Origin of the sequence: Streptococcus infantis ATCC 700779, from assembly GCF_000187465.1 — a bacterium.
GTDB lineage: Bacteria > Bacillota > Bacilli > Lactobacillales > Streptococcaceae > Streptococcus > Streptococcus infantis.
On the sequence record NZ_GL732439.1, the window covers coordinates 50,709 to 64,882 of the forward strand.

The window sequence follows — 14,174 nt, forward strand, 5'->3', positions numbered from 1 at the left end:
TTCACCCCAACAGATAAGACTTATTCAGGTGATGTTGTTGCCGTTAAGGTTCAAGCTAAGGATGCCAACGGTACCCCAGCTGAAACAACTTACACACCTAAGATTACTCCAGTTGTTCCAACAGCAGAGGATGTTACATCAACAGATATCCAAGGTAAGACACAAACAGGTAAACCTAAGTTTACAGAAGGTAATCCAAGTGTACCAATGGATGACGATGTTCCAGCAACATTTGAAGATGGTTCAACAACTAAGACTATCCCAGGAGAAGGAACATACACAGTAGCACCAGACGGAAGTGTAACCTTCGTACCAGAGAAATCATTCATCGGAACAGGAACAGGCGTGACTGTTAAACGTGTAGATAAGAACGGTACCCCAGTAACAGCTAAGTACACACCAACTGTTACACCAGTAACACCAACAGCAGAACCAGCTACAACTATTGGACCAAAAGGTAAAGAACAGTCTGGTAAACCAACATTCAAGGAAGGCGATAGCCGTGTTCCAATGAATGATGACGTTCCAGCAACATTTGACGATGGTTCAACAACTAAGACTATTCCAGGTGTTGGTACATACACAGTAGCACCAGACGGAACAGTAACCTTCAAACCAGAACCTGAATTTACAGGAACAGCTCCATCTGTTACAGTTGTTCGTGAAGATATGAACGGAACAAAAGCTTCTGCAACATACACACCAACAGTAACACCAGTTACTACGTTTGTAGACAAAGATGGAAAACCTATCCCAGGTTACCCAACAGTAGATGGAGAACAACCAAAAGCTGAAATTCCTGGTTACCGCTTCGTAGAGACTAAGAAACTTCCAAACGGCGACACAGAGCACGTTTATGAGAAAGTGCCAACGCCAGATCCAGTGCCAACACCAGATCCAGTGCCAACGCCAGATCCAGTGCCAACACCAAATCCAGTGCCAACACCAGTTCAAGAAAAACCAGCTCCAGCTAAGGAAAATGCTCCTCAATTGCCAAATACTGGTACAGAAGATCATGCTAGCCTTGCTGCCCTTGGTTTAGTAGGTGTCTTGAGTGGATTTGGACTTATCGCTCGTAAAAAGAAAGAAGACTAATCAACTCTGTAGAATAGTGAGAAAGTCATCTTTCTAATTAAAAACTAGTACATCCAAAGATGTACTAGTTTTTTTTATCTCTGTGCTGCTTGTTTTAAGGATAGAACTATGCTACAATCTTGTAAAATAAACAAGGATATCAAGATATGAAAAGTGAATACCAAAAAATGATTGCCGGGGAACCCTATCATCCGTTCGATCCAGAACTTCGTGCTCTAGCACAAACAGCACGACAAAAGCAAGCTTCCTTTAATGAAGAAGTCGATCCAATAAAAGGTATGGAAATCATCAAAGGATGGTTTGGTTCAACTGGTGAAAACCTCTATGTCAATACTCGTTTGGTAGTGGATTATGGTGTCAATATTCATTTGGGAGAAAATTTCTATTCCAATTGGAATCTGACCATGTTGGATGTTTGTCCTATCACCATTGGCGACAATGCTATGATTGGTCCTAACTGCCAATTTTTAACACCCCTTCATCCACTGGATCCAGATGAACGAAATTCAGGTTTAGAATTTGGGAAACCAATTACAATTGGCAAGAACTTCTGGGCAGGTGGTGGGGTTATTGTCCTTCCAGGTGTTACACTAGGTGATAACGTTGTTGCAGGAGCAGGAGCTGTCATTACTAAATCTTTTGGTGATAATGTAGTTCTGGCAGGCAACCCAGCACGAATTATCAAAGAAATTCCAGTCAAAGAAAATTAAAAGAACAGCGAAATGCTGTTCTTTTTTGCTAGAGATTTTTTCTCTTCTTAGCTTTTTTAGTGAGAGCCACATCGCATTCAGCAATGTTGCGAGTAAGATAGCTAGCGACTTGGAAGTCATCGGTATCAGATTTTAGCTCGACTTCATAGACAATTGTTAGATTATCACCTGCGTTAGTGCTATTCATTGTAATCATGTCAACTTCTGAGCAGAATTGGTTAAGAGATGATTGGATAACTTCCTGTACCTTGTCTTGATTGGCTACCGTGATTGTCAAAAGTCTACGGCGTTGATTGTCAGTTTTGATCTGTTGATTTTCTAAAAGGAACCAAACGCCCAAGATAAAGAGTGTAAAGAGAATAGCCAAGAAGAGATAACCTGTTCCGCAAGCCAAACCGATAATCATGGCAAGGAATATGGCAATCAGTTCTCGTGATCCACTCGTTGCTGAACGGAAACGAATTAAACTAAAGGTTCCGGCTACAGCAATTGAGGTGCCCAAGCTCCCATTGACCAGAAAAATAACCAAGGTCATGAGGCAGGGAAGCAAGGTCAAGCTGATAGCGAATTCTCTGGTGTAGAGGGTTCTATATTTGTAAGTCCAAGTAAGTGCCAAACCGAGGACTAGACTGACTAGAAGTGCCAACAGTAGTTGAAAGGGATCTGCACTTGCAGTGGTGTTGTTGAAAATGGAATTAAATAGATTAAGCATAAGCGGTACCTGCGCTTTCTATACTGGGACGTGGTCCGTAAGGCAGCCCTTGAGATTTGTGGTAAGCACAACTGTATTTTGAAAATTTGTGCTCCATCAAATCATACTTGTCTAGGATGTCCTGCAACCACTGGGGCTTGTTTCCAGGGGCCTTGATTTCCATAATCACAGTGTTGTTATCTAAGAGAGGAGCCCCGTGATTTCCCGCGAAGAGACTGACAGTTTCATCTCTATAGACTAGATTTTGGTCAATTGTGATACGGATTTTGTTATAGTGGAAGCCCTCGATAGATTTCTTTTCCTTTAATGAATAACGATCGTAGTAGATGTACATACGAGGCTTGATAGCGAGTTTGTAATCATGCTGAAGTTTTTTCACTTTTTCAATGACGACTGTATCAGTAATGCTAGCATCCAAGTGCCCTTTGGTTATGAAATTGATGATGGAACTAGGAGTTGAGAGCAGTCGGTACTTGCGACCAATCCCTTCTTGGTCCTTAGTTTTGATTTCTAAAAAAACTTGACTATCTATTTTAGGTTGGCTGAGATAGGTCCGCATCCGTACCTTTTCTTTTCGTTTGTCGCCAAGATGCTCATCTTGGAGAATATCAAAGTATTCTGTGTCAAAGTAGATATTTGATATTGTTGAAATTGGATAGTCGTCTTCTACTAAATATTCCTTTAAATCTTGAATCAGTTTGTCTAGTTTATCTGTGGAGACAACATATTTGGTTTCAATCCGTTTAAAAGTTGTTTCGATTGGTTTCATAAGTCCTTCTCCTCTAATCTTCACTTATACTATTTTTAAACAAGGATGAACTTGCTTGTTTACGATTTTAAGGAATTTATCTAAAACTATTGTTAAATTTAACTTAATTGAAACTAAACTTAAGAAAACTTTCAGAAAAAATTTAGGCTTCTTTTAGGAAAGTCCCGTAGACTAGGATCATGTAAATGAAAGACGAGGAAATGAGTATGAAAGCAAAAAAATGGACATTCCTATTAACGAGTATAGCAACTCTAACACTGGTGACAGCTTGTACCCAGTCAACTTCAAATACAACAGCTAGCAATACCGCAACAACAATGGCGTCCACTACAGATGCTAAGAAAACTAGCTATTTCACAGACAAGGACTACGATACTTCCTACGATGAAAAGACGGCAGCAACTGCAATCTTGTCAGGATCAACAGCGAAGGTATCAGGTTACGGAGTTTCCGTATCAGGTTCGACTGTTACTATTTCTAAGGCAGGAACCTATGTCATATCTGGTCAATCCGACGGAATTCAAATCAAGATTGAAGCCGAAAAGACTGATGATGTACATATTGTTCTAAAGGGTGTGACCATGACCAATACCAATGCAGCTATTTCTGCAACATCAGCTGGTCATGTTTACCTAACTCTAGCAGATGGCACAACCAATAGCCTTTCAGATTCAGCTTCTAATAGTGACGAAAAGGCAGACGCGGCCCTCTTTTCTAAAGTGGACTTAACCATCAATGGTAAAGGGACCCTCAATGTAGATGGTAAGAAAAATAATGGTATTAAAGCAAACGATACGCTTCACATCACAGGTGGAACCTACAACATCACAGCAGTCGGAGATGCTTTTAATGTCAATGATGAACTTAACATTACCGGCACAACCATGACTATCGATGCCAAGGAAGACGGAGTTAAGGTCGACAATGATGAAGATACTTCTGTTGGAACCATGTATCTTTCTGATAATACCATCACTGTTACTGCAGGGGACGATGGTATCCACGCATCAGGTGATTTGGTTATTGATAGTGGTACCTATACCGTTAAGAATTCTACAGAAGGGCTTGAAGGGAAGTCAATCACTATCAACGGTGGAGACATCACCATATACTCAACAGATGATGGTGTCAATGCAGCCAACAAAAATGCCCAACAAAGTGAAATCTTCTTTACTATGAATGGTGGGAACTTGACGGTTGAAGTTGGTCAAGGGGACACAGATCCAATTGACTCAAATGGTAACATTACTGTTACGGGAGGAACCATCAAAATGACTGGTCAAACCGGTTTTGACTTTGATGGAACAGCGACCTACACAGGCGGAGACATCTATTTCAATGGTGAAAAACAAACTGAGATTGTCAATTCGATGCCTGGTGGAGGTGGACCTCAAGGGAATGGTGGCCCTGGCGGACGACCATAAAAGAAAATCTCCTTTCTCGAAAGAGAAGGGAGATTTTCTTATGTTATTAGGACGAAAAAGAATTATTCTCCGTCTTTTTTAAAGATGTTTTTTACGCCAGATACTGCACCTTCGACAGCTTCTTTTGCATCTTCAACAACTTCTTTAGCTTTTGAAGCTACCTTTTCTGCAGCTCCTTCTGCTTGAGTTTTTGTATCGCCAGTTAGTTTACCAAAACCTTCTTTAACAGAACCTTTAGCTTGGTTGAATTTTTCTTCGATTGACATGGGGGATACCTCCGTTAATTTTTTGTATTATCTAAATTACATCAGATATTAATTTAAGTATATACCCTTTTATGCTAAAAAGCAAAAAACTGATACGAAAAGCATCAGTTTATTTTTTAATAGGTTACAATATTCAATTGACCTTTATCATATTCAGCGATAAAGATATTTGAGACTTCTTCGAAACCTTCTTCTTTCAATTTCTCAGTTAGCCACTCCTCGGATTTGCCAATGGTTTCTAAGATTTCAACTTGGACAACGCCATCTGTAATCACTGGGTACTTAGGATTCTCGTCACCCATTCTTACGACAATCAGCTGTCCATTTTGCTCAATCACAGCTCTCTTGACATCTTTCAGTTGGAAGATTCCTTGAGCGCGCAATTTAAGAGCTACATCTGCCGCTGCAAGACCTTTTGAGCGACAGGCTTCAGGATCTAACTTACCATTTTTAATGATAATCGTAGGTTTTCCGTCAATCAGATGTTTAATGAAGGAAACATTGGTATTCAACCATTTGAGGAGTAAAATGAGAATAGTCCAAATAATGAGGATAACAATGTATTGGATGATGGTGATAGAACTATTGTAGATAACCCCACCGATAATACCCCCGAGAACAAAGTTCTGGATTTGATCTACTGCAGAACTTGGTGCTAAATTTCCTTTACCTGTTACGTTAATAACAAAAACAAGAGAAAGTAGCCCCAAGGCTAATTTAATTGCAATTGTAGCAAAAAAGCTTATCATTTTTCAACCTCCACGAGTTCCACATCTGATTTATAGAGTTCCATCTTTTCTAATAAATAGCTATCTTGGTCAGTCCCACTAATGGCACGATAAAAATTGTCACCTACTTTAATAATCGCCCCATCAGTCACTGCTGATGTGTTGACATAAACATTTTTCTTATCAACACCTAACTCTTTTGATACAATTTCGATGAAGTGCAAGGAACTACGAAATTGATTATCATTGGATTGGTTGTTTTGAAGATTCGTAATGCTAATCAATACAAAAGCAATTAACGTCAAAATAGAAATGAGCGATAATTCACGGAACTTACTCCCTCTTTTATCTTTGAAAGCCTTAAATGCAAAGAATCCAGTCACAATCACTAAGAGCGTCGACACAATAATCATGACCCAATCCTGTTGACTGATTTGGCTTAGAACATAGTCGTATGAATAGAATTTCATAAGATTTCTCCCTTTTTCAAATTCAATCTATTATAAACTAATTCCTAAGTTTTAGCAATTTTGTTAGTAGAGGAAAAAGCATTTAATTGTTGTTTCCTACTTAAGGTAGGTTTTTTATGATTTGACTTAGCCTCCCGTCTTGACTTTCGTTTGGCTTTTGTTATAATAGTAAAAATTTAGAGGAGGTATTCTATGATTCAAAAACATGCTATTCCTATTTTAGAGTTTGACGATAATCCTCAGGCAGTCATCATGCCGAATCACGAAGGCTTGGATTTACAGTTACCAAAGAAGTGCATCTATGCATTTTTGGAGGAGGAGATTGACCGCTATGCTCAGGAAGTAGGAGCAGAGTGCGTTGGGGAGTTTGTGTCTGCCACTAAGACCTACCCGGTTTATGTCATGGACTACAAACGTGAAAAAGTGTGTCTAGCCCAAGCTCCTGTAGGTTCTGCCCCTGCGGCCCAGTTTATGGATTGGTTGATTGGCTACGGTGTGGAGAAAATCATCTCTACTGGCACTTGTGGCGTGTTGGCGAATATAGAAGAAAATGCCTTTCTCGTCCCTGTTCGCGCTTTGCGAGATGAGGGAGCCAGCTACCACTATGTAGCGCCTTCTCGTTATATGGAGATGCAGATTGAGGCTATCTCTGCTATTGAGCAAGTCTTGGAACAACTAGGCATTCCTTATGAAGAGGTTATGACTTGGTCGACAGATGGTTTTTACCGAGAAACAGCTGAAAAAGTTGCCTATCGTAAGGAAGAAGGCTGTGCAGTTGTGGAGATGGAGTGTGCAGCTCTTGCAGCAGTTGCCCAGCTTAGAGGAGTAGTTTGGGGTCAACTTCTATTTACAGCCGACTCTCTAGCGGATTTAGAAAATTATGATAGCCGCGATTGGGGTTCAGAAGCTTTTGATAAGGCACTCGAACTCTGTCTTGAAATCGTTAGTCATATGTGACTGCTTTAACTGTTTTATGGTACAATGTAACTATGTTATTCAAATCATTTTCGGAAAAAATAAACACGACCTTGGGACGTTTATCACCTGCTCGTCGAATTTTTTTAAGTTTTGCTTTGGTTATTCTCGCAGGCTCTCTCCTTTTGAGTCTGCCATTTGTGCAAGCAACAAGCTCCCAAGCTACCTATTTCGACCATCTCTTTACAGCAGTATCCATGGTCTGTGTGACAGGACTCTTTACTCAACCAGTAGCTACTACATATAACATCTGGGGTCAATTAATCTGTATGTTTTTGATCCAGATTGGTGGTTTGGGTCTCATGACCTTTATAGGGATCTTTTATATTCAAAGCAAGCAAAAGCTCAGCCTTCGTAGCCGTGAAACAATTCTGGAGAGCTTTAGTTATGGAGAAACTCAGTCTTTAATGGTTTTCATACGTTCGATTTTTTTGACGACTTTTATCGTTGAAGGACTCGGAGCCTTCTTGTTAAGTTTTCGTTTTGTTCCGGAATTTGGTTGGGGCCGAGGGATTTTTACCTCTATCTTCGTAGCTATTTCAGCTTTCTGTAATGCTGGTTTTGATAATTTTGGAAGTACAAGTTTAGTAGCTTTTCAAACTGATCCGTTGATTAATCTAGTGCTTGCTGCTTTGATCATCACAGGTGGTCTAGGGTTCATGGTTTGGTTTGATCTGGCCACGCAGTTGAGCAAGAAAAAACGTCGGCTTCGCTTCCATACCAAGTTGGTTCTCTTCTTGACAGCAGGAATTTTATTTACTGGAACAGTTTCAACCCTCTTGATAGAGTGGAACAATCCGGGAACGATTGGCAATCTCAGCATCCCTGATAAATTGCTAGTCAGTTTTTTCCAAACAGTTAGCATGAGAACGGCGGGTTTTGCTTCTATTGATTTTACCCAGGCTCGGCCTGTTACTTTGCTGATTTATATCTTACAAATGTTTCTCGGTGGGGCGCCTGGTGGAACAGCCGGGGGGCTTAAAATTACAACCTTCTTTGTCTTATTGGTCTTTGCACGCAGTGAACTTTTAGGATTACCCCATGCCAATGTAGCTCGGAGAACAATTTTACCTCGGACAGTCCAAAAATCTTTCAGTGTTTTTATTATCTTCTTGCTAACTTTCTTGCTGGGCTTGATCCTGTTAGGGGTAACCGCAGAAGGGAATCCGCGCTTTATCTACATCATGTTCGAGACAATTTCAGCGCTTGCCACGGTCGGAGTGACTGCCAATCTGACACCAGAGTTAGGTAGATTAGCTCTTAGCATTATCATGCTACTGATGTTTATCGGACGAATTGGACCACTGACGCTATTAGTTAGTTTGGCTGAGTATCAACCAGATAAGAAAGATATGATCCACTATATGAAAGCAGATATTACCATAGGATAAGAAAGGATAAACTATGTCAGATCGGACAATTGGAATTTTAGGTTTGGGTATTTTTGGGAGTAGTGTACTTACCGCTCTCGCTCAGCATGATATAAATATAATCGCCATTGACGACCATGAGGAGCGAATCAATCAGTTCGAACCAGTCTTGGTACGTGGAGTTGTTGGAGATATAACAGATGAAGAGCTCTTGCTCTCAGCAGGAATTGATACCTGCGATACAGTTGTGGTGGCAACTGGGGAAAATTTAGAATCTAGTGTGCTTGCAGTCATGCATTGCAAGGGTCTAGGAGTACCAACTGTTATTGCTAAGGTTAAAAGCTATACAGCAAAAAAAGTCCTTGAAAAAATTGGCGCAGATTCAGTCATTTCACCAGAATATGAGATGGGTCGTTCGTTGGCGCAGACTATTTTATTTAATAACAGCGTTGATGTTTTTCAGTTGGACAAAAATGTCTCTATTGTTGAGATGAAAATTCCACGGTCGTGGGCAGGTAAGAGTCTAAGCGAACTTGATCTTCGAGGACAATACAATCTCAATATTCTTGGTTTTCGTGACTATGAAAATGCTCCCTTGGATGTTCAGTTTGGGCCGAATGATCAATTGAAAGCTGATGGCTATATGATGGCAGTAATCAATAACCAATATTTGGATAATCTAGCACACCTCAATGATTAAAAGAGAAATGACCATTCTTTTTTCTAGTGACTATTGGGTCAATATAAGTATTTTATAAGAAGGATTTAAGAAAAAATTTAACTTTTTCTTAATCCTTTTTAATTTTAGGAGATTATACTAGAGCTATCAAAAAAAGAAAACTCTAAGGAGAATCCTATGAAATTCAATCCAAATCAGAGATATACTCGTTGGTCTATTCGCCGCCTCAGTGTTGGTGTTGCTTCAGTTGTTGTGGCTAGTGGCTTCTTTGTCCTAGTCGGTCAACCAAGTTCTGCACGTGCTGATGTCGTCAATCCGACTCTTGCTCAAGTCGTGCCAAACGACGCCTCGGTGAGTGAAAAGGGCGACTTACCAGCAGAGGTTCTCAAAAAAGCAGTCGATGTAGCTCTTCCTTCAGAACAGTCTATTCCAACACCTCAAGCAAGTGTGGATACCACAAGCTCTTCAGAAAAAGCGGACGCAACTGCTAAAGAGCCGGTAGTAGCACCAAAAGAGGAAATGCAAGCACAAGCTGACTCTAAGAAACAAACAGAAGATGCAGTTAAACCTGTGGAAGGTCCTACGTCTACAGTTTCTGGACAAGACCGCGAAGTCAGTGAAGCGCAACCAGCGACCACTCCAGCTGAGGTTCAAAAGGGTGTGGCTGATAACACCAAAGACACAGTAGATGTCCCAGCTACTTACTTGGACAAAGCCAATTTCCCTGGCCCGTTTACAGCTGGTGTCAACCAAGTTATTCCATACGAATTCTTCGCTGGTGACGGTATGTTGACTCGCCTTATCTTGAAATCCTCTGATAAGGCTCCATGGTCAGATAATGGAACGGCTAAAAATCCTGCTCTCCCACCGGTAGAGAAATTGAGCAAAGGTCTTTACTTCTATGAAGTGGATTTGGCAAATACCCAAGGAAAATCTGACAAAGAGCTACTTGACCTCTTGAAACAAAATGGAACGCAAAGTTATAAAGCTACTATTAAAGTGTACGGTGCGAAAGATGGCAAACCTGACTTAACTAATCTGGTAGCGACTAAGAATTTGGATGTCAACTTGAATGGTTTAACCACACCAGCTGAAGTGCAAAAAGGTGTGGCTGATAACACCAAAGACACAGTAGATGTCCCAGCTAGCTACCTTGACAAAGCTAATTTCCCAGGTCCATTTACAGCCGGCGTCAATCAAGTCATTCCATATGAGTTCTTTGCTGGTGATGGTATGTTGACTCGCCTTATCTTGAAAGCGTCCGATAAAGCTCCATGGTCAGACAACGGAACGGCTAAAAATCCTGCCCTCCCACCAGTAGAGAAATTGGGCAAAGGCCTTTACTTCTACGAAGTAGACTTGGCTGGAACCCAAGGTAAATCAGATAAAGAGCTTCTTGACTTCTTGAAACAAAATGGAACTCAAAGTTATAAAGCTACTATTAAAGTGTACGGTGTGAAAGATGGCAAGGCCGATTTGACTAACCTAGTAGCGACTAAAGATTTGACTGTTAATTTGAATGGCTTGACCACACCAAATCAGGTTAAAGAGTCTGTTGTTAACAATGTCAAAGACATGATTGATGTTCCAGCTAGCTACCTTGATAAGGCTAAGGTTCCTGGACCTTTCTTGGCCGGTGTCAACCAAGTTATACCATACGAAGCTTTTGGTGGAGATGGTATGTTGACTCGCCTCTTGTTAAAAGCCTCAGACAAAGCCCCTTGGTCAGACAATGGAATGGATAAAAATCCTGCTTTATTGCCACTTGAAGGCTTGGCTAAAGGCCAATATTTCTACGAAGTGGATTTGAATGGCAATACGGTTGGCAAAGATGGTCAGGCCTTGCTGGAGCAACTTCGAGCTAACGGAACCCATACATATCTAGCTACTGTTAAAGTCTATGGCGCTAAAGACGGCAAACCTGATTTGACCAATCTGATTGCTACTCGCCAAGTAACGATTCAGCTTCGTGGAAAAGAAATGGGGACAATACCATCTCAACAAGGTCAGATGAATACGAAGCCTTCTGAAACAGGCTCTACAGGTACGACTGAGGGTATGATGGGTACAAATCACCATATGTCAGATATGAAAGCAGATCAATCAGCTTCTAGCCCAATGGCTAATATGATGAAAAAAGATGTTAAAGCGATGCTACCAAATACTGGTGAAGCTCAAACGGCTACATCTGGACTTGGAATCCTTGGCCTAGCCTTGGCAGGTTTTGTTGGATTTTTGGGTTGGAAAGTCAAAAGAGAAGATTAAGGTACAAATCATTTAAATATTAGGGGAAATAGTGTTATACTAAAGCAAGTATAACACTGTTTTTGTCAAAGGAGTGTCAGATGAAAAAGACAATTTTGTTGGTTGATGATGAGATAGATATTCTAGATATTCAAAATCGCTATCTTTTACAGGCAGGTTACGATGTTTTAGTTGCCCATGACGGTAAGGAAGGATTAGAACTTTTTAGAAAAAAATCTATCGATCTCATTATCACAGATATCATGATGCCTAATATGGATGGTTATGATTTCATCAGCGAAGTTCAGTATATTGCCCCTGATCAACCCTTTCTCTTTACAACTGCTAAGACAAGCGAACAGGATAAGATTTATGGATTAAGTTTGGGGGCGGATGATTTTATAGCTAAACCGTTTAGCCCACGGGAATTGGTTTTGAGAGTGAATAATATCATGCGCCGCTTAGTCGTGGCGGAGAGACCGAGCAGATTGAGTTTGGTGACTTAGTGATCAACCATGTGACTCATGAGGTTCGCATTGGAGAACAGCCTTTGGAATTGACAGTGAAATCTTTTGAACTTCTATGGATATTAGCCAGCAATCCTGAGAGAGTCTTTTCAAAGACTGAACTTTACGAGAAGGTATGGCAGGAGGACTATGTGGATGATACCAATACACTCAATGTTCATATCCATGCTTTGAGACAAGAGTTGAGTAAGTATACGAATTTAAACACTCCTGCTATCAAAACTGTTTGGGGATTGGGCTATAAGATGGAAAGACCGAGAGGTAAAAAATGAAATTAAAAAGCTATATTTTAGTGGGGTATCTAGTTTCGACTTTACTAACGATTTTGGTCGTTTTCTGGGCAGTCCAACGAATGTTGATTGAGAAAAGTGAAATTTACTTTCTGGTTGGAATGACCTTGATTGCAAGTTTCATTGGCGCTGCAGTGAGCATCTTTCTTTTGTCGCCTATTTTTTCTTCTCTGAAACATTTGAAAAAACAAGCTCAGGATATAGCAAGCAAGGATTTCAGCACAGAAATTGAAACCAAAGGACCGATAGAATTTCAAGAGTTAGGCCAAGCTTTTAATGACATGTCCCGCAATTTACAAGATACCTTTCAATCACTTGATGAGAGTGAGCAAGAAAAGAGAATGATGATTGCTCAGCTCTCTCACGATATTAAAACTCCCATTACCTCCATTCAGGTTACTGTGGAAGGAATTCTAGATGGAGTAATCAAGGAAGAGGAACGACTCCATTACTTAACCACGATTGGTCGCCAGACCGAGCGTTTAAACAAGCTAGTCGAGGAATTGGATGTTTTGACTCTTAACGATCAGCCTCAAGATATAGCTGACGAAGAAGTCGAAGATGTATTTTTAGATCAGCTGTTGATTGAGTCGATGAGTGAATTTCAACTTCAGATTGAACAAGAGGAGCGAGATGTCTACATTCAAGTAAAGCCTGAGTCTGCAAAAATCAAGAGTTATTATGACAAACTCTCTCGTATTCTAGTCAATTTGTTAAACAATGCATTTAAATATTCAGAACCTGGAACTAGGATTGAAGTTCTTGCTCAATTAACAGAAGAAGAGCTGATAATCAGTGTGAAAGACGAGGGTCAAGGTATTCTTCCTGAAGATTTGGAAAAAATTTTTAACCGACTGTATCGTGTAGAAACATCACGTAATATGAAGACAGGTGGTCATGGATTAGGACTTGCGATTGCACGAGAACTAGCCCATCAACTAGGTGGTGAAATAACAGCAGAAAGCCATTACGGAATAGGAAGTACGTTTACATTTCATCTTAATTTGAAATAAAACTAAAAAATTTTCTTTACAAATGTAGTATTTCATGGTACAATAGCCTTTGTGTGAAATAGCAGCAGGAAAGCATGAAGCTCGTCAACAGGTGTCTTATAACAAGTAACCTTGGCTGTTTAGGCGAAGGGCATCTGCACGAATCAGGGCTTTCTAAGTGACTATTTCCGCCGAAATTATATTTATATTAGGAGGACATACACATGTCACGTTATACAGGACCATCTTGGAAACAAGCTCGTCGCCTTGGCCTTTCACTTACAGGTACAGGTAAAGAATTGGCACGTCGTAACTACGTACCAGGACAACACGGACCAAACAACCGTTCTAAATTGTCAGAATACGGTTTGCAATTGGCTGAAAAACAAAAACTTCGTTTCACTTACGGAGTAGGTGAAAAACAATTCCGTAACTTGTTCGTACAAGCTACAAAAATCAAGGGCGGAATCCTAGGTTTCAACTTCATGCTTCTTTTGGAACGTCGTTTGGATAACGTAGTTTACCGTCTTGGTCTTGCGACTACTCGTCGTCAAGCTCGTCAATTCGTAAACCACGGTCACATCCTTGTTGACGGAAAACGTGTTGATATCCCATCATACCGCGTAACTCCAGGTCAAGTAATCTCAGTTCGCGAAAAATCATTGAAAGTTCCAGCAATCCTTGAAGCGGTAGAAGCTACTCTTGGACGTCCAGCATTCGTATCATTCGACGCTGAAAAATTGGAAGGTTCATTGACTCGTTTGCCAGAACGTGATGAAATCAACCCAGAAATCAACGAAGCACTTATCGTTGAATTCTACAACAAGATGCTTTAATTTTAAGAAATATCTTACAGAAAGCCTACAACAGTGGGCTTTTTGCTTTGTAAAAAACAAAAAATAAGAAAAATTTATCTCAAGTTC

The 14,174-nt window shown here is 40.4% G+C and carries 14 protein-coding genes and 1 pseudogene; 10 read left to right on the top strand and 5 right to left on the bottom strand.

Features of this window, described 5'->3' with window-relative positions:
• Together HMPREF9423_RS02520 and HMPREF9423_RS02525 are read left to right on the top strand one after the other, a co-directional pair.
• Window positions 1-1,095, top strand: a 1,095-nt coding sequence (locus HMPREF9423_RS02520) for an LPXTG cell wall anchor domain-containing protein (RefSeq protein ID WP_006147780.1), incomplete at its 5' end; no start/stop codon positions are given.
• A 146-nt stretch (window positions 1,096-1,241) separates the two neighbouring features.
• Window positions 1,242-1,805 (top strand): sugar O-acetyltransferase, encoded by a 564-nt coding sequence (locus tag HMPREF9423_RS02525; protein ID WP_006147782.1) that lies wholly within the window; start codon window positions 1,242-1,244, stop codon window positions 1,803-1,805.
• A gap of 28 nt (window positions 1,806-1,833) precedes the next feature.
• Here the strand turns inward: HMPREF9423_RS02525 and HMPREF9423_RS02530 are convergent, their stop codons facing one another.
• A complete protein-coding gene (locus HMPREF9423_RS02530) occupies window positions 1,834-2,517 on the bottom strand; it encodes a DUF4956 domain-containing protein (RefSeq protein WP_006147784.1) in 684 nt (227 codons plus the stop codon).
• The gene (locus HMPREF9423_RS02535; protein WP_006155863.1) at window positions 2,510-3,286 is read right to left on the bottom strand and encodes a polyphosphate polymerase domain-containing protein; all 777 of its coding nucleotides are present in this window, start codon (window positions 3,284-3,286) and stop codon (window positions 2,510-2,512) included. The genes HMPREF9423_RS02530 and HMPREF9423_RS02535 overlap by 8 nt, the downstream gene beginning before the upstream one ends.
• Window positions 3,287-3,492: 206 nt before the next feature.
• Here HMPREF9423_RS02535 and HMPREF9423_RS02540 point away from each other — a divergent pair, with 206 nt between their 5' ends.
• Complete coding sequence (locus tag HMPREF9423_RS02540; RefSeq protein WP_025168859.1) at window positions 3,493-4,710, top strand: carbohydrate-binding domain-containing protein; 1,218 nt, start codon at window positions 3,493-3,495, stop codon at window positions 4,708-4,710.
• Window positions 4,711-4,772: 62 nt separating this feature from the next.
• Here HMPREF9423_RS02540 and HMPREF9423_RS02545 read toward each other — a convergent pair whose 3' ends face one another.
• From HMPREF9423_RS02545 to HMPREF9423_RS02555, 3 genes are all read right to left on the bottom strand, one after another.
• Window positions 4,773-4,976 carry a CsbD family protein gene (locus tag HMPREF9423_RS02545; RefSeq protein WP_006147787.1) on the bottom strand — a complete coding sequence of 68 codons (204 nt, stop codon included), beginning with the start codon at window positions 4,974-4,976 and terminating at the stop codon, window positions 4,773-4,775.
• 116 nt (window positions 4,977-5,092) lie between these two features.
• Window positions 5,093-5,725 carry a DUF421 domain-containing protein gene (locus HMPREF9423_RS02550; protein ID WP_006147788.1) on the bottom strand — a complete coding sequence of 211 codons (633 nt, stop codon included), beginning with the start codon at window positions 5,723-5,725 and terminating at the stop codon, window positions 5,093-5,095.
• Window positions 5,722-6,174, bottom strand: a complete 453-nt coding sequence (locus HMPREF9423_RS02555; RefSeq protein WP_006147789.1) for a DUF3290 family protein — start codon at window positions 6,172-6,174, stop codon at window positions 5,722-5,724. Before HMPREF9423_RS02555 ends, HMPREF9423_RS02550 begins: the two co-directional genes overlap by 4 nt.
• A 192-nt stretch (window positions 6,175-6,366) precedes the next feature.
• Here HMPREF9423_RS02555 and HMPREF9423_RS02560 point away from each other — a divergent pair, with 192 nt between their 5' ends.
• The 7 genes and pseudogenes from HMPREF9423_RS02560 (at window position 6,367) to rpsD (ending at window position 14,087) form a co-directional block, all read left to right on the top strand.
• Window positions 6,367-7,131 carry a nucleoside phosphorylase gene (locus HMPREF9423_RS02560; protein WP_006147790.1) on the top strand — a complete coding sequence of 255 codons (765 nt, stop codon included), beginning with the start codon at window positions 6,367-6,369 and terminating at the stop codon, window positions 7,129-7,131.
• A gap of 32 nt (window positions 7,132-7,163) precedes the next feature.
• Entirely contained in the window at window positions 7,164-8,540 is a 1,377-nt protein-coding gene (locus HMPREF9423_RS02565) for a TrkH family potassium uptake protein (protein ID WP_006155867.1), read from the top strand.
• 13 nt (window positions 8,541-8,553) lie between these two features.
• Entirely contained in the window at window positions 8,554-9,219 is a 666-nt protein-coding gene (locus tag HMPREF9423_RS02570) for a potassium channel family protein (RefSeq protein WP_006147792.1), read from the top strand.
• Window positions 9,220-9,375: 156 nt separating this feature from the next.
• A complete protein-coding gene (locus tag HMPREF9423_RS02575) occupies window positions 9,376-11,463 on the top strand; it encodes an SSURE domain-containing protein (RefSeq protein WP_006147793.1) in 2,088 nt (695 codons plus the stop codon).
• A gap of 80 nt (window positions 11,464-11,543) precedes the next feature.
• Window positions 11,544-12,241, top strand: a pseudogene (locus HMPREF9423_RS12570) (response regulator transcription factor).
• Window positions 12,238-13,272 carry a sensor histidine kinase gene (locus HMPREF9423_RS02585; protein WP_006147796.1) on the top strand — a complete coding sequence of 345 codons (1,035 nt, stop codon included), beginning with the start codon at window positions 12,238-12,240 and terminating at the stop codon, window positions 13,270-13,272. Before HMPREF9423_RS12570 ends, HMPREF9423_RS02585 begins: the two are co-directional and overlap by 4 nt.
• A 203-nt stretch (window positions 13,273-13,475) precedes the next feature.
• Entirely contained in the window at window positions 13,476-14,087 is a 612-nt protein-coding gene (gene rpsD / locus HMPREF9423_RS02590) for a 30S ribosomal protein S4 (protein WP_004253981.1), read from the top strand.
• The last annotated feature ends 87 nt before the right edge of the window (window positions 14,088-14,174 follow it).